The organism is Pseudooctadecabacter jejudonensis, from assembly GCF_900172275.1.
GTDB lineage: Bacteria > Pseudomonadota > Alphaproteobacteria > Rhodobacterales > Rhodobacteraceae > Octadecabacter > Octadecabacter jejudonensis.
Map to the genome: position 1 here is coordinate 397,812 of NZ_FWFT01000002.1, position 19,331 is coordinate 417,142.

General features: G+C 59.4%; 19 protein-coding genes. 9 read left to right on the forward strand and 10 right to left on the reverse strand.

Features of this window, described 5'->3' with window-relative positions:
• Positions 1 to 42: 42 nt before the first annotated feature.
• Genes PSJ8397_RS07050 through PSJ8397_RS07060 form a run of 3 tightly spaced genes read right to left on the reverse strand, consistent with a single transcriptional unit; the run spans position 43 to position 4,107 of the window.
• Positions 43 to 1,080 (reverse strand): lipocalin-like domain-containing protein, encoded by a 1,038-nt coding sequence (locus tag PSJ8397_RS07050; protein WP_085863878.1) that lies wholly within the window; start codon positions 1,078 to 1,080, stop codon positions 43 to 45.
• Positions 1,070 to 3,454 carry an ABC transporter permease gene (locus tag PSJ8397_RS07055; protein WP_085863879.1) on the reverse strand — a complete coding sequence of 795 codons (2,385 nt, stop codon included), beginning with the start codon at positions 3,452 to 3,454 and terminating at the stop codon, positions 1,070 to 1,072. Before PSJ8397_RS07055 ends, PSJ8397_RS07050 begins: the two co-directional genes overlap by 11 nt.
• Positions 3,451 to 4,107, reverse strand: coding sequence for an ABC transporter ATP-binding protein (locus PSJ8397_RS07060; protein ID WP_085863880.1), 657 nt, complete (start codon positions 4,105 to 4,107; stop codon positions 3,451 to 3,453). Before PSJ8397_RS07060 ends, PSJ8397_RS07055 begins: the two co-directional genes overlap by 4 nt.
• A gap of 156 nt (positions 4,108 to 4,263) precedes the next feature.
• Here PSJ8397_RS07060 and PSJ8397_RS07065 point away from each other — a divergent pair, with 156 nt between their 5' ends.
• The gene (locus PSJ8397_RS07065; RefSeq protein ID WP_085863881.1) at positions 4,264 to 5,439 is read left to right on the forward strand and encodes an acetyl-CoA C-acyltransferase family protein; all 1,176 of its coding nucleotides are present in this window, start codon (positions 4,264 to 4,266) and stop codon (positions 5,437 to 5,439) included.
• A 23-nt stretch (positions 5,440 to 5,462) separates the two neighbouring features.
• Here the strand turns inward: PSJ8397_RS07065 and yaaA are convergent, their stop codons facing one another.
• From yaaA to PSJ8397_RS07080, 3 genes are all read right to left on the reverse strand, one after another.
• A complete protein-coding gene (gene yaaA, locus PSJ8397_RS07070) occupies positions 5,463 to 6,242 on the reverse strand; it encodes a peroxide stress protein YaaA (RefSeq protein WP_085863882.1) in 780 nt (259 codons plus the stop codon).
• Positions 6,243 to 6,482: 240 nt separating this feature from the next.
• On the reverse strand, positions 6,483 to 8,516 hold the full coding sequence (gene recQ, locus PSJ8397_RS07075) for a DNA helicase RecQ (protein WP_085863883.1): 2,034 nt from the start codon (positions 8,514 to 8,516) through the stop codon (positions 6,483 to 6,485).
• Between the two features lie 77 nt (positions 8,517 to 8,593).
• The gene (locus PSJ8397_RS07080) at positions 8,594 to 8,884 is read right to left on the reverse strand and encodes a YggT family protein (protein ID WP_085863884.1); all 291 of its coding nucleotides are present in this window, start codon (positions 8,882 to 8,884) and stop codon (positions 8,594 to 8,596) included.
• A 172-nt stretch (positions 8,885 to 9,056) separates the two neighbouring features.
• Between PSJ8397_RS07080 and PSJ8397_RS07085 the strand changes: the two genes are divergently transcribed.
• The 6 genes from PSJ8397_RS07085 to PSJ8397_RS16830 all read left to right on the forward strand — a co-directional run bounded on the left by PSJ8397_RS07085 (position 9,057) and on the right by PSJ8397_RS16830 (position 14,165).
• On the forward strand, positions 9,057 to 9,533 hold the full coding sequence (locus PSJ8397_RS07085; protein WP_235000612.1) for an acyl-CoA thioesterase: 477 nt from the start codon (positions 9,057 to 9,059) through the stop codon (positions 9,531 to 9,533).
• Between the two features lie 93 nt (positions 9,534 to 9,626).
• Positions 9,627 to 11,015: an MFS transporter gene (locus PSJ8397_RS07090; RefSeq protein ID WP_085863886.1), complete on the forward strand. Its 1,389-nt coding sequence runs from the start codon at positions 9,627 to 9,629 to the stop codon at positions 11,013 to 11,015.
• Positions 10,994 to 11,920, forward strand: a complete 927-nt coding sequence (gene mepA, locus PSJ8397_RS07095; protein ID WP_085863887.1) for a penicillin-insensitive murein endopeptidase — start codon at positions 10,994 to 10,996, stop codon at positions 11,918 to 11,920. The genes PSJ8397_RS07090 and mepA overlap by 22 nt, the downstream gene beginning before the upstream one ends.
• Before the next feature lie 95 nt (positions 11,921 to 12,015).
• The gene (locus PSJ8397_RS07100; RefSeq protein ID WP_085863888.1) at positions 12,016 to 12,666 is read left to right on the forward strand and encodes a queuosine precursor transporter; all 651 of its coding nucleotides are present in this window, start codon (positions 12,016 to 12,018) and stop codon (positions 12,664 to 12,666) included.
• Positions 12,667 to 13,014: 348 nt separating this feature from the next.
• Positions 13,015 to 13,434, forward strand: coding sequence for an alternative ribosome rescue aminoacyl-tRNA hydrolase ArfB (gene arfB, locus PSJ8397_RS07105; protein ID WP_085863889.1), 420 nt, complete (start codon positions 13,015 to 13,017; stop codon positions 13,432 to 13,434).
• Between the two features lie 95 nt (positions 13,435 to 13,529).
• Positions 13,530 to 14,165, forward strand: a complete 636-nt coding sequence (locus PSJ8397_RS16830) for a hypothetical protein (RefSeq protein ID WP_143515393.1) — start codon at positions 13,530 to 13,532, stop codon at positions 14,163 to 14,165.
• On the opposite strand, the gene PSJ8397_RS07110 is transcribed toward PSJ8397_RS16830, so the two are convergent.
• Positions 14,111 to 14,845 carry a biosynthetic peptidoglycan transglycosylase gene (locus PSJ8397_RS07110; RefSeq protein WP_085863890.1) on the reverse strand — a complete coding sequence of 245 codons (735 nt, stop codon included), beginning with the start codon at positions 14,843 to 14,845 and terminating at the stop codon, positions 14,111 to 14,113. The genes PSJ8397_RS16830 and PSJ8397_RS07110 overlap by 55 nt on opposite strands.
• Positions 14,846 to 14,910: 65 nt before the next feature.
• Positions 14,911 to 16,203 (reverse strand): nicotinate phosphoribosyltransferase, encoded by a 1,293-nt coding sequence (gene pncB, locus PSJ8397_RS07115; protein WP_085863891.1) that lies wholly within the window; start codon positions 16,201 to 16,203, stop codon positions 14,911 to 14,913.
• 54 nt (positions 16,204 to 16,257) lie between these two features.
• On the opposite strand from pncB, the gene PSJ8397_RS07120 reads away from it, so the two are divergent.
• Positions 16,258 to 17,313: a proline racemase family protein gene (locus PSJ8397_RS07120; protein WP_085863892.1), complete on the forward strand. Its 1,056-nt coding sequence runs from the start codon at positions 16,258 to 16,260 to the stop codon at positions 17,311 to 17,313.
• Between the two features lie 14 nt (positions 17,314 to 17,327).
• On the opposite strand, the gene PSJ8397_RS07125 is transcribed toward PSJ8397_RS07120, so the two are convergent.
• Entirely contained in the window at positions 17,328 to 17,648 is a 321-nt protein-coding gene (locus PSJ8397_RS07125; protein WP_143515394.1) for a PilZ domain-containing protein, read from the reverse strand.
• Positions 17,649 to 17,693: 45 nt separating this feature from the next.
• The gene (gene pncA, locus PSJ8397_RS07130) at positions 17,694 to 18,287 is read right to left on the reverse strand and encodes a bifunctional nicotinamidase/pyrazinamidase (protein ID WP_085863894.1); all 594 of its coding nucleotides are present in this window, start codon (positions 18,285 to 18,287) and stop codon (positions 17,694 to 17,696) included.
• 131 nt (positions 18,288 to 18,418) lie between these two features.
• Here pncA and trhO point away from each other — a divergent pair, with 131 nt between their 5' ends.
• The gene (trhO, locus tag PSJ8397_RS07135; protein ID WP_085864284.1) at positions 18,419 to 19,327 is read left to right on the forward strand and encodes an oxygen-dependent tRNA uridine(34) hydroxylase TrhO; all 909 of its coding nucleotides are present in this window, start codon (positions 18,419 to 18,421) and stop codon (positions 19,325 to 19,327) included.
• The last annotated feature ends 4 nt before the right edge of the window (positions 19,328 to 19,331 follow it).

The following is a 19,331-nucleotide window of genomic DNA, read 5'->3' on the forward strand; positions in this document are numbered from 1 at the left end:
GTTCATAGGCGGCGGTGCGACGCGGTGCCAGTCACCAATGCGTCAGTCGTAGCCGGTCATTTCCAGATAACCGCGCCCTTGGTGGCTGCCGGAGATCGTCACCGGACCTTCCCAATAGGGGATTGATGTGGACATCCAGGATTGGGGGTTGATCGCCTGCACCTCGACCTCGACCCCGCGGTCAGGCAGACGCACGGCCCACCCCGTGGGGACATCGCGCCCGCCCACGTCTGTCACCGTCAGCGGGTCCGCCTGAAAGGCACCGTCGGGATAGGGCGTGGTGGTTCCATCAGGGGCAATCCATGTGGCGGCGGTGTAATGGCTGCCGCCCGTTTGGCGCAGACGGAACCCCATCAGTTTCCCCTCCCCCAGTGACAGCGAAAACCAATCCCATCCGGTCTGATCCTCGGACAGTGGTTGCGAGGACCATTCGCGATCAAGCCAGGCTTGGCCGGTGACGGGGATGTCGCCCCCCGGCAGGCTCAACATGCCTTCGATGCCGTAAAAGGGTTGGGAATAATAGTAGCTGGCCTGTCCTTGGGCCGATTTGACGGAATAGCCAGCATCACCGTGAAAGACCAACGGGCCCTGCGCGGTCAGTTGCATGTCGTAGGCGAAGTCAGGCGCAGTGGCTGTCATACGCAAGTTGTCAAAATCGGGGCCCGCCAGTTGCCAATCATCGATCCACGCCTCAAACGGATCAGCCTGCACGCCGGCTTGGCCGATGCCCCCACGGGCCAGCCGTTCGGTCACGTAATGGGCGTCGGGGGTGGTGACGGCGGCGTGGCCCATCCACAGCTGCGGGGACGTCCAGCCGTCGACCTCACCCGCCGCGAGGGCCGTGCGAAAAAGCGTCCATTGTAGCCCATAGTCGGTGCCATCCTCATCCTTCAGATTGGCCGTCAGATACCACCATTCGATGCGGTAATCGGGATGTGGGCCATGGTCTGCAGGGAAATCGAATTCAGCGGGCCGCTGGGGTGTGGCGAAATCTTGCGTTGCGGTGCCGAGGCCCGCGAAGCCTTGGGCGTAGGCGGCAAAGGGGATCAGAACAGCGAGAAGAACAGATTTAACGTTCATTGGAAAACACCTTGAGCAGATCCGCAGGCCGCGTGCGGGCCAATCGTCGCGCAGGCCAGAGGGCGGCCAGCACCGCGGCAACCACCGCGAAGACCGCAAGCCGCAGATAATCCAGCGGGAAGAGGAACATAGGCAAGCGCCAGCCGAATGCCTCAACATTCACAACGGCCAGCAACGTCCACGCAAGGGCGAGGCCTAACGGCAGGGCCAAGGCGGCGGTCAGAAGGGCGAGGAGAACAGCGCGGATCACCTCAATCCGGCCCAGACGCGCGCGGGTCAGACCCTGCGCCCAAACGGGCGCCAGTTGGGGCAGGCGCATGGTGGCCAAGGTCAAAAGGCTCATCAGGATGGCAAACCCCGCCACGGCGAGGGTCAGGACATTCAGCGCGCCAGTGACGGTAAACGTACGGTCGAACACGTCGAGGGAGAACGCCTTGATCCCTGCCTGATTGATCATATTCGCCTCCGCCAAGCCGAAATCGTCGCGCAGGGCGATGGACAGGGGGGTGACACCCTGAGGGTCCATGCGGACGCCGAAGCGCAGGGGCGTGATATCGGGATAGAGAGCCTCAAACGTGGCCTCGGTGATCAGCGCCTGCCCGATTGGGTTGCCGTAATCGCCGTAGATGCCCAGCACGTCGAAGGGCTGGCCTGCGATGATGACGGCATCGCCGATGGCGATATCGGCGCGACGGGCGAGTTGTTCGTTGATGGCCGTGCCCTCCCCTGCCTCAATCCTTGCCCATGCGTCAGGGGCGGATTGCAGGAACTGCCAGTTGTCGTGGTACGTGGCGTCCGGGGTGGGGCCGAAGATTTCGGACGGAACGCCGCGGATATCTTGGGTCGCGTTTTGGATCGGCAGAATGCGATCCACACGCGGTTCAAGATAGGCACGCAGGGCCGTGGCCTGTTCGGCGTCGTCGGCGTAGACATAAAATTCAGACGCAAGCCGTTGATCGAGGAACCCGGTGAACGTCAACCGAAACGAGCTGACCATGGTGCTGACGCCCACATTGGCCGCCATCGCTAAGAGAAGCGCCATCAGGGCGAGTGACAATCCTGGCAGTTGTTGGCGGGTGTCGGCCCAGAACCATTCGCCCATGACGCTGCGCGCACGGGACGCGCCAAAGGCCAAGACACGGTCAAGGATCAGCGGAAGTGCCAGCGCAGCACCGATCAGCAGCGCGGCCAACATCCCAAAGCCCGCGACAAGACCATCGGCACCCCACGCCAGTGCTGCGGCAAGGACCAGCAGCGCAAGCGCCGCCACCCCTTGCCAAAGGCGGCCTTGTCCCGCCTGCATCGCCCAAGCCCTTGGGCGGGCGGAGGCCAGTAAGGGCATTTTTGACAACCGGTACAGTGAGGCCGAAGCCGCAAGCCCCGTGCCGCCAACCGCAATCGCCAGCCCCGACAACCACCATTCGGGACGCAATTGAAGCGTGCCTGAAACGGATGCGCCATAGAGGCCGGACAACGTCGCGGCGACATCCGGCAAAAGTGCGGCGGCCACCAGATAGCCCAGCCCCACACCGATGGCACCTGCGATGATGGACAGCGCCAACAGCTCTACCGCGATCAGGGCCACCAGACGGCGCAGCGGAAAGCCCAGCGCGCGCAGGGTTCGGATGACGGGGCGGCGTTGTTCGAACGCCAGCCCAATGGCCCCGTGGACGATGAAAATACCCACCGCAAAGGACAGAAGGCCAAAGGCCGTCAGGTTCAGGTGAAAACTGTCAGTGAGCCGTGCGACGTCTGAACCTGCCTGCGGCGGGCGCGATGTCAGATCGGGCGCGATGTCCGCCAAGGGGGGCTGCGTCTTGGGCTGCACCGGCGCGACGATGAGGCGGCTGAGCTGACCCTCCAGACCCAAAAGCCGTTGCGCGGTGCCCACGTCTGTCAGGATCACATCCGGCGCGACCTCGGTCGAGGCTTGTGTGGCGACATCCAACGGCGGCAGGCGATCCAGAGTGGCCTGTGTGGCAAACAGGACGCCGGAGAGCAGAACATTCACCGTCAACTCCCCGTCGCTAAGGTCGACGGGGCCGAGCCCGCCTGGCGCTGTCAGTGGATCAAGCCCGATCAGACGAATGCCCTCCAACCGGCCCTCTGCCACGGGGCTAACCTGCCAGCCCGCACGACGCAGGGCGATATAGGTGGACTGGTCGATGCTGCCGGTCGGGGAGGTGATTTGCGCGAACTGCCCCTCGCCTAGGGTTTCGGCGGCGGCGTCATAGGAGGCGCGCGCCTCGGCGTTCACGGCCTGCACGCCGGACCAAAGCGCCGTGGCCAGAGACAGGCCGACCACCAGCGTAAACAGCTGCAACGGATTGCGCCGCCAGTGGGACAAAAGTGCTGCAAGACCCGCGCGCGTCACGCCACGCGCCCCGCCCGCAAATGCAATCGTCGTGCCATGCGCGCAGCAAGGCGTTCGGAATGCGTTACCATCAACAAAGCGGCCTGTGTCTCGGTCACCAGATCCAACATCAGGGTCATGACGGTGTCAGCCGTGGCCTCATCCAGATTTCCGGTAGGCTCATCCGCAAGCACCAGTTTCGGACGAGCGGCCAAAGTGCGGGCGATGGCAACGCGTTGTTGCTGCCCCCCCGACAATTGTTCGGGATATTTGGTCAACTGGGCGGTCAGGCCCATGCGGTCGGACAGGTCCGCCGACCACGCGGCATCTTCGCGCCCCGCCAATCGGGCCTGAAAGGCGATGTTGGACGCCACCGTCAAGGACGGGATCAGGTTGAACTGTTGAAAAATCACCCCAACCTGATCGCGACGGATGGCAGCGCGCCCCCCATCATCGAGGGCACCGATATCGACACCCTCAATGTCGACCCGCCCGCTGTCGGGTTGGTCCAGCCCGCCTACCAGATGCAACAATGTGCTTTTCCCACTGCCGGATTCACCCGTTAACGCGAGTGTTTCACCAGCGTCCATGGTCATGGACACGCCGTCCAGCACGGTGATTTGCCCGTCGGGCCCGGGGTAGGTTTTGGTCAGATCACTGACAGAAAGAAGCATGGGTTTGGTCCGATCGAAATAGGCTAGGTCAGTAGATAGCGGTGCTGCGAGATTGAAAAGAGGATGCGACACCGTGTTTCGCCGTGACGTCAGACTTGGGCGGACGTTCGTCCGTATCATAGGGTCAGCGCAGATCATGCGAAAGGAACAGCGTCCATGTCCGATATTGTCATCCTATCCGGTGCCCGAACCGCCATTGGTACGTTTGGGGGATCACTGGCGGGCGTTGCCCCGACTGATCTGGCCACAACGGTCAGTCGGGCCGCGCTGGACCGCGCCCATGTTGAGGGCGGACAAATCGGCACGGTCACATTCGGGCACGTCATCAACACCGAGCCGCGCGATATGTACCTGAGCCGTGTGGCCGCGATGGAGGCTGGCGTTCCGGAGACCGTGCCTGCGATGAACGTGAACCGCCTGTGCGGGTCTGGCGTGCAGGCGATTGTGTCGGTCATCCAATCGCTGAGCCTTGGGGATGCCGATTTTGGCCTTGCCGGTGGGGCCGAAAACATGAGCCGGTCGCCCTTCATACTGCCCGACGCCCGCTGGGGGGCGAAGATGGGGGATGTGGGCGGGCGCGACATGATGCTGGGCGCGCTGAATTGCCCTTTTGGGACAGGGCACATGGGGGTCACGGCGGAAAACGTCGCTGCTGAACATGGTATCATGCGGGCGGATCAGGATGCGTTTGCCCTCACCTCTCAAGAGCGGGCAGCGGCGGCGATTGAAGCCGGGTATTTTAAGGATCAGATCGTGCCGGTTGAGGTGAAAATTCGGCGAGACATGGTCGCCTTTGCCCGAGACGAGCACCCGAAGACCACCACGGCGCAGGCTTTGTCTGGCCTGCGGACGATGTTCCAGAAAGACGGCACGGTGACCGCGGGCAACGCATCGGGGATCAACGACGGGGCGGCGGCTTTGGTATTGGCGCGGGCTGAGGCTGCAGAGGCCGCGGGCCTGACGCCAAAGTTCCGCGTGTTGGGCTATGCCCATGCAGGCGTGCGGCCAGAGGTCATGGGCATTGGTCCCGTGCCCGCCGTGCGGATCCTGTGTGACAAAACCGGGCTGACTGTGGGCGATTTCGACGTGATTGAAAGCAACGAAGCCTTTGCATCGCAGGCCTTGGCCGTCACGAGAGAGTTGGGGTTGGACCCCGCCCGCGTGAACCCCAATGGCGGCGCGATTGCGCTGGGCCATCCGGTGGGCGCCACGGGGGCGATCATCACTGTGAAGGCGATGTATGAGCTTGAACGCAGCGGTGGCACGCGTGCCCTGATCACCATGTGCATTGGTGGCGGGCAAGGCATCGCCTTGGCGATTGAGAGGATCTGACGCAACCTATTCAAGTCGCGGCGTCATTTCGGTGATGGATAGTCCCGCACGAATGTCAGTTTTTCATCGCTGTCCGACAGATCCGCATCGTACTGGTAGCCGCCGATGTTGAACGCCTTGAGGTCGTCCATATCCGTGACGCGGTTTTCAACGATGTGGCGGGCCATGGCGCCACGGGCACGTTTGGCAAAGAACGAGACGATGCGCGGCTTGTTGTCTTTCACCTCCATAAACACGGGGGTGATAACGCGGAGTTTCAGGGCCTTGCGGTCAGCTGCGCCAAAATATTCCTGACTGGCGCAATTGACGAGGGTGTCTGTGTTTTGTGCTTCTCCCAGATCATTGAGGGCTTTGGCCAACGTGTCGCCCCAATAATCATAAAGCGATTTTCCACGCCGTGTCTTAAGCTTGCTGCCCATTTCAAGCCGGTACGGTTGGATCGCGTCGAGAGGACGCAGAAGGCCGTAAAGGCCAGACAGAATACGCAAGTGGTTTTGCGCATACGCCAAGTCATCGTCGGAGAGGGTTTTCGCCTCAAGCCCCTGATATGTATCGCCGTTGAACGCAAATGCGGCCGCTTTGGTTTTGTCGGCATCTGGCGCGGCCTCGAACGCTTTGAACCGGTCACGGTTGAGACGGGCAAGATCATCAGAGATCGACATGAGGTCTTTCAGTGCGCCCAGCGTCAGGTTGCGTGAGGTTTTGGCCAAACGCACGGCGTCGTCCTGAAAATCAGGTTGGGTCGGGGTGACATCCACAGGATCCCAATCGAGCGATTTTGCAGGCGAGATGACGGTCAGCATGGGCGGTCCTGTGGTGCGTTTCGGAGTTGATTTCTGAACTTCAGATATGGGCTTTCGTTTGCGAAAGTAAACAGTTTGGCCGGGGGGTGGCGACTGAGATAGTTGGCCGCGTTTTTCGTGGCTGGTCGACCCTTCGGGGAGAGTTTTTTGGGTCAGATGAAGGGGGGCGTTGCGCTGCGGTTTGGAGGAGGCGTTAACCTTGATGAAGTGTGGCCGCCTGATTGTCCCGCGTGTCCGGGCCTAGGCGCTGGCGAGAACTTCGAGGAAAGCGGGGCCAAACCGTTCGGCGTATTTGGCACCGATGAGACGTTCCAAAGCCGCCTCATCTTGCGGTTTGGTGCTGGCGACCTTGGCCAGTTGTGAGGCAGTGCAAGACAGCGGTTTGTCTGTGCCGTGAGGGCCCCGGGTGAGATCGGCCTGTACCTCAAGCAAGCGGTCGTAGATGGAGCCTTCGGCACGACCGGCGAGTTTTTGGCGGGCGGGGTGAAGGGCCTCGGCCTCACCGTTGATGACTTCGAGAAAGGCCGCGCCATATTTGTCGAGCTTTTTGGCACCGACGCCGCCCACACGGGCCATGTCGTCCAAGGTGCGGGGCCGTTTTTCGGCCATCTCGATCAAGGTCCGGTCGTTGAAGATGATGTAGGCGGGGCCGCCTGCTTGTTCAGCAAAGAAGCGGCGTTTGGCCTTGAGCGCAGACAGGAGCGGCGCGTCTTCTTCGGCGACCATTTGTTTGACGCGCGGCCCTGAGCGGGCGGCCTTGATGGTATCGCGGCGCAGTTGGATTGTGGCTTCGTCCCGCAGGATCGGGCGGGCGCGGTCTGTCATGCGCAGAGCGCCGTGACGTTCGGCATCAGGACGCATGAGATCATGGCCCATCATTTGCCGGAAAATCGCCTGCCACTGGACGCGCGAATAGTCGCGACCTACGCCAAAGGTCGGCAGTTGGTCATGGCTCCACTGTGCTATTTTATCGGTCTGGTTGCCCAGAAGGATGTCAATCAGATGGCCGGACCCGAACCGTTCGTCGGTGCGCAAGGCGGCCGAGAGCGCCATGCGCACGGGCGTGGTGCCGTCGAAGACGTCTGCTGGTTTGTCGCAAAGATCGCAGTGGCCGCAGGTGTCGGGCGCCTCACCAAAATACCGGAGCAGGTTTTGACGGCGGCAGGTCAGCGCCTCTGCCAGACCCAAAAGCGCGTTGAGGCGACCATGGTCCGCGGCGCGGCGTTCGGGTGGGGCCAAACCCTCGTCAATTTGTTGGCGACGGTAGCGGATATCGTCAGGGCCAAAGAGGGTGAGGGTTTCCGCAGGCGCGCCGTCACGGCCCGCGCGACCGATTTCCTGATAATAGCTTTCGATGGATTTCGGCAAATCCGCGTGGGCGACCCAACGGATGTCCGGTTTATCGATGCCCATGCCAAAGGCGACTGTGGCGCAGACGACAAGGCCGTCTTCCTGTTGAAAGCGCCGTTCGACCCCGCGCCGGTCCTCTGGGTCCATGCCGCCGTGATAGTGGCAGGTGGTATGGCCATTTTCCGCAAGCGCGCGGGCCAAGGTTTCGGTTTTGGCGCGGGTGCCGCAGTAGACGATACCGGATTGGCCTTTGCGGGCGCTGGCGAAACTGAGGATCTGGGCGCGGGGGCCGTCTTTGGCGGCGAAAGCCAAATGGATGTTCGGCCGATCAAAGCCGTGTAGGAAGGTTTCGGGCGCGGTGCCTGCGAACAGCTTTTCGACGATTTCGGCCTGCGTTTCTTCGTCCGCGGTCGCGGTAAAAGCAGCCAGCGGGACATCAAGCGTCTGTCGCAGATCGCCGATGCGCAAGTAATCAGGGCGGAAGTCGTGGCCCCATTGGGACACGCAGTGCGCTTCGTCCACAGCGATGAGGCCGACACCAATCTGGCGCAGCATATGTTGCGCACCATTGGACGCCAGACGTTCAGGCGCGAGGTACAGGAGTTTGCACGTGCCCGCGCGCAGGGCCGCGTGGGCGGCCTCGGTCTCGTCCTCCGTATTGCCGGAGGTCAGCGCGTGGGCATCGACGCCGTTCTCGCGCAAAAATCGGACCTGATCGCGCATAAGGGCAATCAGCGGCGAGATGACGATGGTGACCCCGTCGCGCACCAAGGCAGGCAGCTGGAAGCAAAGGGACTTGCCGCCGCCCGTCGGCATGATCGCCAGGGTGTTTTTTCCATCGATGACAGCAGACACAATGTCTTGTTGGCCTGGACGGAAGCCGTCAAAGCCGAAGACGTCGCGAAGGAGCGTGGCAGCACTCATGCGGGGACCATGCCTGTGTTTTTGTTACTGCTTGATTAAGGCACAAAGAATCACAGGCGTAGGGTCAGGGCAAGGTGTCAGTAACCAAAAGCACCGGCGTTGTTGATCAAAATGATGCGCAGCGCCTCAAGTCCCAAAAGGGCAACCAACGGGCTCAGGTCAATCCCGCCCATTTGCGGCAGGATGCGACGGATCGGGGCATAGATCGGCTCCAGCAAGCGCGAGAGGCCAGACCAGACCTGATAGACGAATTGTTGGCGGAGATTGAGAACCTCAAACTGGATAAGCCACGACATGATGAAGTGGATAAAGATAAACAGGCGCGCCACGCCGATGAGCATGAGGAGGATGTCAAAGATAGATTGCATGGCACGGGTCCTTTGGTCGCTTTCCAGTGCAGGTAAGCATGGAGAGGTTAAAGGGCAATGACTTTCCGTTGCGTTACGGGTTGACGTGGACGTCAAGCGTCGCACATGTGGCCGCATGTACCCTTTCTTGCGCCTTGGTTGGACTTTGATTGCGTCGCGGCGATTGCCGCCGATGGACCCGCTTGACATGCATGTGTCCCAGCATTGGGCACGGCTAAGCGATTGTGACATCTTTGGTGAGATGAACAACGGTCGCATTCTGACGCTGTATGAATTTGGCCGGTTCCAGGCGTCGGTACGAATGGGGCTTTGGGCGCTTTTGAAAAAACGCAAATGGGCCTTTGCGGTGGCGGGCACATCCATCCGGTATCGCAAGCGGATCACGCCCTTTGAACGCTATGAGACGCGCACCAAGATTGCGACCTGGGATGAGCGGTTTGTTTATATCGAACAGGGGATGTTCAAGCGGTCGGGTGAATGCGCCAGCCATGTCTTGTTCCGAACAGCGGTGGTGAAGAACGGGCGCGCCGTTCCCACCGCTGAGGTGATGGAGGCCTTGGGCATTACAGCCCCGCGCCCAGTGCCCGCAGACTGGGTGCAGAACTGGATTGACGCAGAGGCCACGCGAACGTGGCCCCCTAAGCTTTAGCAACACCTGATCGCTATTCACATCCGACGTCTCTAAATCATTGCAACGTTCTATATTTGCCTGCTTACTGCGCCAAACAGGGGAGCAGGGATCATGGCTACGGTATCCAAAAAACGAATTTGGGGCTGGATGTCCTTTGATTGGGCGTCACAACCTTTCTATACGCTGGGTCTGACCTTTGTGTTTGGCCCCTATTTCGCTGTTGTCGCAGCGGAGCACTTCATGGGCACCGGACTGGAAGAAGGGGCGGCCAAGGCGCAGGCGCAAAGCCTTTGGTCCGCAGGCCAGACCATTGCGGGGCTGTTCATCGCCTTCACCGCCCCCTTCCTTGGCGCGTTTGCGGACAATTCAGGGCGGAAAGTGCCGTGGATCGTCTTGTTTTCCATCATTTATGTCATCGCCACCACGTCGCTGTGGATGCTGGAACCAAGTGGGACCGCGCTGATCCTTGTGCTGGTGTTGTTTTACGTGGGCTTCATCGCGGCGGAATCCTCGCTGAATTTTGTGAACGCGATCCTGCCCAGCCTTGGCACCAAAGAAGAGGTCGGGCGGATCTCAGGGTCCGGTGCGGCGTTTGGATATTGGGGTGGGGTCGTGGCGTTGGCGATCATGCTGCTGTTGTTTGTGGAACAGGACAACGGCAAGACCATTTTCGTGAACCTTGATCCGATGTTCGGGCTTGATGCGGCTGAGAAAGAGGGCACGCGATTTGTCGGGCCGTTTATCGCCATCTGGTATGCGGTGTTCATGATCCCGTTTTTCCTTTTTGTGCGTGATGATCCCAAGGCCGGCGGCAAGACAACCAGCCTTGGCGCCGTGGCAGGTGATCTGTGGGGCACGTTGAAATCCGTGGCCCAGCGCAAAAGCCTTTTGAATTTCCTCGTCGGGTCGATGTTCTACCGCGACGCGCTGAATGCCCTGTATGCGTTTGGCGGTGTCTATGCGGCGCTGGTTCTGGATTGGTCCGTGACACAGATTGGCGTCTTCGGCGTGGTGGCCGCCATTGCAGCGGCAGTGACGACCTGGGCCGCAGGGTTGGCCGACAGACGGTTCGGGCCAAAGCCGGTGATCCGCGTGGCCGTGTGGTGTCTGATCATCGTGAGCCTGACGATTGTGTTTATGTCACGCGAACAGGTCTATTGGATCGCACTGCCTATCGGGTCGACCCTGCCGGACACGATTTTCTACATCTGCGGGGCCGTGATCGGTGGCGCGGGTGGGGCCGTGTATTCGGCCAGCCGATCCATGATGGTGCGTCACACCCATCCTGACCGCCCCGCCGAGGCGTTTGGCCTGTTCGCACTGTCGGGCAAGGCGACTGCATTTTTGGCCCCTGCAGGGATCACGTTTTTCACATGGATGACAGGCAACACGCAGCTTGGCTTTTTGCCGGTCATCTTTCTGTTCCTAATTGGTCTGGTCTTGTTATGGTGGGTCAAACCAGAGGGAGACGCAGACGAATGGGCCGCACACGAAAGCTAACCGCACTTGCCGCAGCGATCCTGTTGGCCGCCTGTAATTCTGGGGCCGACCGCGATGCACGTCCCACAGCGCAGGCCACTGCCAATGCGGGCGACACGCGGGTGGCCAAAGATGTGTTTGGGTTCCTTCCGACGGCGTCCAACCAACGGTCCGAGGCCATTGGCGGATATGCCCGCGGCTGTCAGGCGGGCGCAGTCCAGTTGGCCGAAACCGGCCCGACTTGGCAAGCGATGCGGCTGAGCCGTAACCGGAATTGGGCACAGCCGGTCACCATCGATTACGTTCAAGACCTTAGCCGGTTTGCTGCGACCCTGCCCGGGTGGGAGGGGATTTACGTCGGCGACATGAGCCAGCCACGTGGCGGGCCAATGCTGACCGGTCACCGGTCCCATCAGTCGGGACTGGATGCGGATATCTGGATGTTGCCACCCGATCGGTTGAACCTGACGGAACAGGAACGTGAAAACCTGTCGTCCATTTCCATGCGCGCCCAACGCGGGGCCGCGACAAATGCGAATTGGACCGAAGAGCATATGCAATTGATGCGGGCGGCCGCGTCCGACCCCCGCACCGCACGGATTTTCGTTTTTCCGGCGGCCAAGGTCGCGATGTGCGCCTGGGAAACCGGAAACCGCGATTGGCTAAACAAAATCCGCCCGTGGCACGGGCATCACTACCATTTCCATGTGCGGTTGAATTGCCCCAGAGGGGATCGCAATTGCGAAGATCAGGCGCCTATTCCCGCCGGTGACGGCTGCGCGGATGCTGACCGCTGGGTGCGCGATATTTTGAACCCGCCCCCACCACCGCCAACCGATCCGAATGCGCCGCCCGCGCCGCGTCGCGGCCCCACGACGATGGCACAGCTGCCCGCCCAATGTCTGGACGTCGCGGCAAGCCAGTAACCGTTTGACAAGCATGGCGCCGCCCCGATAGGAGGCGGCGTCCTTCATGGTGAAGGGCCAAGTGTCCGACTACCTTGTCAAAACGGATTGATAAAATGACCCGTATTCTTCCTGGCGTGATCGCCATGGCCACTGTCGTTGTGGCGTCCAACATTCTTGTGCAGTTCTTTGTCGGCGACTGGCTGACCTGGGGTGCTTTCACCTATCCTATCGCTTTCCTGGTGACAGACGTCATGAACCGCGTCTATGGCGCATCCGCAGCCCGTCGCGTTGTGTTCGTGGGCTTTGCCGTAGGCGTTATTTGTTCCCTGATCGGCAGTCAGGTTGAGATCAACCTTGGAACAGCCGACGATCCCTTTATGGCGCCTGCAGTGACCCTGCGCGTCGCGATTGGGTCTGGCATCGCCTTCCTGACGGCACAGCTCTTGGATATTGCGATATTCTCGCGCTTGCGTGCAGGCACATGGTGGCGCGCACCGCTGGTGTCGAGCGTGATCGGCTCAGCCGTAGACACGGCCCTCTTCTTCTCTATTGCGTTCTCTGCGGGGGCTGTCGCCGTTCTGGGTGCGGACCATAACACCGACTTCTTTAATGAAGTTGTGGCCACCCCGTTCGGCTTTGACGCAACGCGCTGGGTCGGGACGGCGGTCGTCGACTGGGGTGTGAAAATTGCAATCGCTTTGATCGCCTTGATCCCGTTCCGCCTGATTGTTGGGCGGATCCAACAAAACGCCCAGATGTCGTAAATTTGTTTTGGTGATCCCCAGAAGTTGTGGTTTCCTACCCTTAGGCGAAACAACGAAAGGAGGTGATCCAGTGTCGAGAAAGCATTTGGAGAGAGGTGTCGGGACAACTGTGGAGGGACGTGTCTAGGGCAGCCCTTGGGCATGTAGCTTTGCAGGTGGCGCGCGTGAAACGCCGGTCCTAACCGACCCCACCTCCGTAACTTTCGGAAGGCCGTCCCCTCGCCGGGGCGGCCTTCTTCTTTGGGGATTTGGGGCGTATGGTTTGCGTATGGCTCGCGTATGGCTGGCGTATGGCAGCTTGGCCAGCCGCGGGGTTGAGGAATTGAGAACCAAAGAAGGACGGGCGCGATGCCACTGCGGGTGATGGACGGGGTCCAGATCGAGGACTGGGAGGTGACGGAGCAGTTCGTGCGGTCGTCCGGTCCGGGCGGGCAGAACGTCAACAAAGTGTCCACAGCGGTGGAGCTGCGGTTCGAGGCGGAACGGTCACCGGCGCTGACGGGGTATGCGAAGGCGCGGCTGAAGCGGCTGGCGGGCCGCCGCTGGACGTCCGATGGCGCGGTGGTGCTGTTCGTGCAGGAGACGCGGTCACAAGCGCGGAACAGGGAGATCGCGCGGGAGAGGTTGGTGGAATTGGTCCGCAAAGCATTCGAGCGCCCCAAACGGCGGGTCCCGACCCGGGTCAGCGCGAACCAGAAGCGCAAGCGGGTGGAGGCGAAGAAGAAGCGGGGGGAGGTTAAGGCGTTGCGCAAGGGGCCGGAGGTTTGAGTAAAATATTTGGATGTTGTTAGAAACGCATGCCTGTTGTCGCGCCTCGCCAAGTCAAATAAGCTGAAGATAGTTGGTAGTTTGGAGTGGTCGTTATGGGAAGTTTCTTTTCAACACTTTTTCTGGGGTTAATTGCGGCGGTCATTGGCGCAACTATTCAGCAACGCACTTGGCGGCACAGAAGTTTAGAAGATCTCGAAGAAAAGGAGAGGGCTGAAGCGAAGGAAACAATCAAGATTGTCTCAGAAGCTCTTGATCGTCGCCTTGAAGCACAGAGGAAATTTACTCATAAGGTTCTGTCCGGATCAGCGGTCGACCTAGATAGAGATGAATTCCGACAAGCCACTACGGCTTGGATGGGTGGTTACTCAAGCAATCTGTCACGTATCTATCACAGCTTTGGTCGCTCAACAGTTCTAAATTTTGAACACCGCATTCAATCTGGCCTCCAGTATGCAAGTGCTGTTTTGAGTCTTTCGAAAAAACCTGGGCTAGAACACTTGTGCACTCGCGACCGTGAATTATTCTACAATTCAGAGAAGCGCCTTAGCCTAATTCAGCATGACATTCACAAGTTCCTCAATGAGTTGGACGATAGAGTTTCAAACGGCGAAATAGGTCGGACCCAATCCATAAACAATTTGTCTGGAGACGATCTTGAAATGGTAAGCCGGCTCTATCTGGTCCGCAGACTGCTTGGCGTCGAAGGCAGAATCTCTAGAGCGTATTGATATCGCGAGTTTACAGCACGCGCCCACTTGAGACCCTGTAACTCACCTATCCGAATGATAATCTCAGGAGTGATGACTCGAATCTTTTTTTCTAGCTCAATCGCTTCAAATACGCTTTTTGGAAGGGGCCTTGCCAATAAAGACGCGATGAAGCAAGCCTCATGGGACGATAAGGACAAGGCAGGCTTAGAGAAAATGAAACTTGAGGCCATTTCGCAACCTTCCAAGCGATAGCCAAAGTAACTGTCATGAATATATGCGTAGAATATCTGGGACTTGCTACGGTGAGCATTGAGGAGAAACGCTAATAGTGCTTCTCTGACTTTCCGGCGAATAGTTCGCTCGTAACGCCCGGTTGCAATTCGTACCAACTGTTGGTCGATTGTGCTTATTGCGCCTAGCCGTTTCCAAGAAATTATTCGTTTAAGAATTCGCAGTGGCGCCCGAAATTCGAAACCTCTATGAGCAAAGAACCCACGATCCTCAAGCATCAAAATAGCTTTCTGCACCTCACTGAGGACATCTGATGTGATGCGATGACTATGGCCGAAATAAATTCGGTCTAAAACCTTCTCATCAATTGCGAAAATGACCTTTTCAAGGTCTCGATTCAGCGAAGCAAGCTGGCGTTTCAGACTAAAATTTTGACGAACTACATTTTGGTTGCCATTCAATCTCATACTTCAGAGGCCACCTTCACACTATCGATCAAACATTATCGCAACCTTAGAGAGCAGAAAGAAGACTAAACCACAACCTCCACCCGTTCCTGCTCACCCACCCCAAACACGCGCTTATACCGTTCAACCTCAGCCTCTGGCCCCATCGCCTTATTCGGGTTGTCGCTCAGTTTCACGGTCGGCTTCCCGTTTGCCTCCACGGCTTTGCAGACGAGTGAGAAGGGGGCGAGGCGGTTGTCGGGGGTGAGGCCTTTGAAGTCGTTCGTCAGCATCGTGCCCCAGCCGAAGCTAGCCTTCACGCGGCCTTTGAATTGCTCATGCAGGGCCACGATCTTGTCGGCGTCGAGGCCGTCGGAGAAGATCACCAGTTTTTCGCGGGGGTCTTCTCCGCGGGATTTCCACCAGTTGATGGCGGTTTCGGCGCCGGTTGCGGGGTCTCCGCTATCCACTCTGATCCCCGTCCAGCCCGCCAGCCAGTCTGGGGCGTTTTCGAGGAAACCTCGCGTGCCGTAGGTGTCGGGCAGGATGATGCGCAGGTTGCCGTCGTGTTCGTCGTGCCAGTCGGACAGCACGTCATAGGGGGCGCGGGCGAGGGCTGCGTCGTCCTCGGCCAAGGCGGAATAGACCATGGGGAGTTCGTGGGCGTTGGTGCCGATGGCCTCAAGATCGCGGTTTTTGGCGATGAGGCAGTTGGAGGTGCCGGGGAAGGCGTCGCCCAAGCCTTCTTGCATGGCCTGCACGCACCAGTCCTGCCAGAGGAAGGAGTGCCGGCGGCGGGTGCCGAAATCAGCGACACGCAGCCCTTCAAGCGGTTGAAGTTTCTCGATCTTTTCCCACAATTTCGTCATCGCGCGGGCGTAGAGGACTTGCAGTTCGAACCGGCCCATGGTGCCCAACACCGCACGGCCGCGCAGTTCCATGAGGATGGAGAGGGCGGGAATTTCCCACAGCATAACCTCGGGCCAGCTGCCTTCGAACGTCAGTTCATATTGGCCGTCCCGTTTTTCGAGGTGGTAATCCGGCAGGCGGAGGTTTTCGAACCAATCCATGAATTCGGAGCTGAACATCTGGCGCTTGCCGTAAAAGGTGTTGCCGCGCATCCACGTGCTTTCGCCACGGGATAGAGAGAGGGAGCGGACGTGATCGAGTTGTTCGCGCAGCTCCCCCTCGTCCACCAGATCGGCGAGGCGCACGGATTTGGTGCGGTTGATCAGCGAGAAGGTGACCTGGGTGTCGGGTTTGTTGCGAAACACCGACTGGCACATCAGCAGTTTATAGAAATCTGTATCGATGAGGGAGCGGACGATCGGGTCGATCTTCCAGCGGTGATTCCAGACACGGGTTGCGATGTCGACCATGATAGAGTTCCCTTGCGGCTGACGGTGTTAGATCAAACGAAGGACGCGGTTGCAATGAAGATGACACGGATGATCACGGCGGTCGAAGCCCATGCAGAGGGCGAAGGCGGACGTGTGATTACAGGTGGGATGCCTGTGCTGAAGGGCAATTCCGTGTTTGAAAAGATGCGCTATCTGGAGGCGCACCACGATGACATCCGGCTGTTGATGCTGCGTGAACCCCGCGGCAATCCGGCGCTGTGTTGCAATGCGATTGTGCCGCCCTGTGACCCTTCGGCAGATGCGGGGTTCATTGTGATGGAGCAGACGGAATACGCGCCGATGTCAGGATCGAACGCTATTTGTGTGACGACGGTTTTGTTGGAAACCGGCATTGTCCCCATGGTCGAACCTGTGACCACCTTGCGGCTAGAGGCCCCCGCAGGCGTGATTGAGGTGCGTGCGACTTGCAAAGATGGCAAAGTTGAACGTGTCGCGTTCGAAAATGTCCCGGCATTTGTCGCACATCTGGATGTGCCATTGGATGTGGCCGGATTTGGCACGATCACGGCCAGCATTGCATGGGGTGGCATGTGGTTCGTGATTGCAGATGCGTCGGAGTTTGGCATTGATCCGGTTGCGGAAAATGGCGCAGCCAGCGTGCGGGCGATTGAAGCGATGCGGCACGCTGCTGCCGAACAATATCCGGTGCGACATCCCGACAACCCAGACCTGACCGGGCCTACGATCGGACAAATCATTGCGCCGCCTATTGATCCCGCCACCCATGGACGCGGAGCGATTTCGGTGTCGTCCGGCCCATTTGACCCTTTGCGGCCAGACGCGTTGACCGGCGCATTGGACAGATCCCCCTGCGGCACTGGCACATGCGCAAAGATGGCTGTCCTGCACGCCAAAGGAGAGTTGGGGGTGGGCGAGGATTACATCAACGCCTCACCCATCGGGACAAAGTTCACGGGCCGGATCGAGCGCATCACACAGGTCGGCGATTACGACGCGATTGTGCCCAGCCTGTCAGGGCGCGGCTGGATTTCGGGCGTTGCGCAATGGATGTTGGACCCAAGTGACCCCTTCCCCGAAGGTTTCACCATCGGGGACATTTGGGGCTAACCCAGGACAACAGGTTAGGCGGCCTTCGCATGGTCAGAGAACGGCCTTTGGGCAATCGAATGCACCAAGGCGTCATCCAGCCGTTCACGGAACGCGACGCCAACGCGGCGATTGGCGGCCCAGCGCACGATGGCATCAACACTCTTATTTTTGAAATTCAATGTGACGCGTTCACCGACACGGAGATCTTTTGCCCCCGTCAGGCCGGCGCCAGAACTGCTGACATTTTCAACAACGAATTTACGTCCAAATCCCCGAGCGGACAGAATAATCGGGGCCTTGGTCGGAAGGCGGGGTTCACGTGGAATCATCGTAGTCTCCTTTCCCAAATACAAGATCGGAGTACGACACAAAGGTTTAAGGACAAGTAAGCCCCAATTTTACAGCAAATTAACCCCAACATCGACCATGCCCGCGCGGGCGGCCTTGAGCGATCCGTCAAAATCAATTGCGCGACAAAGGTCAGTGCGGACGTGGACCGTGAAGCCAAGTTTTGCGGCATCCACCGCAGAAAAATTCACGCAAAAGTCCGTGGCGAGGCCCACAAGCGTCAGGGTGTCGATGGCACGGGTCCGCAGGTAACCTTCGAGCCCGGTTGGGGTTGAATGATCGTTTTCAAAAAAGGCGGAATAGCTGTCGATTGCCGGATTGTATCCCTTACGTATGATCAGATCTGCGGCGTCGGTGTTGAGGTCGGCGTGAAACGCCGCCCCTTGCGAGCCTTGAATGCAATGATCAGGCCACAGCACTTGCGGTCCGTAGGGCATTTGGGTCAACGACATCGGTTCTGCGTCATGGCTTGAGGCAAAGGAGCTGTGGCCTGCGGGATGCCAATCTTGCGTCAGAACAACGGCGTCGAAGTCTGACATGAGGGCATTGATGGGCGACACAATCTCATCCCCGCCGGAGACGGCGAGTGCTCCGCCCGGGCAGAAGTCGTTTTGGACATCGATCACAAGGAGGGCGTGGGACATGTGGGCACCTTTGGCTGCTGATGCGCCCTGTTTAAGGGCCTCGCGATGTGGGGCCAAGGGCGGGTGTGAGTTTTTCTGGTCAGATGAAGGGGGAGTTGCGCGCATCCGCGGGGGGGCGTATTTGGTCGCGCATGTATACTGTTGCTGCCCTTTATCATTTTACCAAGTTCGAGGACCCTGCTGCGCTGAAGGGGCCGTTGGCCGCTGTGTGTTGCAGCCATGGTGTGTCAGGCACGTTGCTGCTGGCCAAAGAAGGGATCAACGGCACGATTGCAGGCACGCGCGCAGGGATTGATGCGGCTTTGGCGCATATACGTGCCTTGCCGGGCTGTTCTGATCTGGAGTGGAAGGAAAGCACGGCGTCGGTGCCGCCTTTCAACCGGATGAAGGTGCGTTTGAAGCGTGAGATCGTGACAATGGGCCAGCCGGATGTGGACCCGACGGCCGCGGTGGGCCGTTATGTGGCGCCCAAGGATTGGAATGAGCTGATCGCCGCGCCCGATGTGGCGGTGATCGATACGCGGAACGATTACGAGGTGGCGATCGGTACGTTTGATGGTGCGATTGATCCACAGACCAAGAGCTTTGGCGAGTTTCCTGCCTGGTGGGAGGAGAACAAGGATCGCTTTCACAACAAGCGCATTGCCATGTTTTGCACGGGCGGAATCCGCTGTGAAAAGTCCACCAATTTCCTGATTGGTCAGGGGGTTGAGGAGGTTTATCACCTGAAGGGCGGCATTCTGAAGTACCTCGAAGAGGTTCCTCAGGAGGACAGCACTTGGGATGGTGAGTGTTTCGTTTTTGATGCGCGCGTCAGCGTTGGGCACGGTCTGGCCGAGGGGCCGCATGTGTTGTGTTACGCCTGCCGGCGACCGCTGTTGCCCGAGGACACCGCGCGGGCGGAGTACGAAGAGGGCGTATCGTGTCATCAGTGCGCGGGCGAGACATCGGACCGCGACAAGGACCGGTTTCGTGAACGGCAAAAGCAGATTGCGCTGTCGAAAGAACGCGGTGAAAATCACGTCGGTCCGAAGACTTAACCGC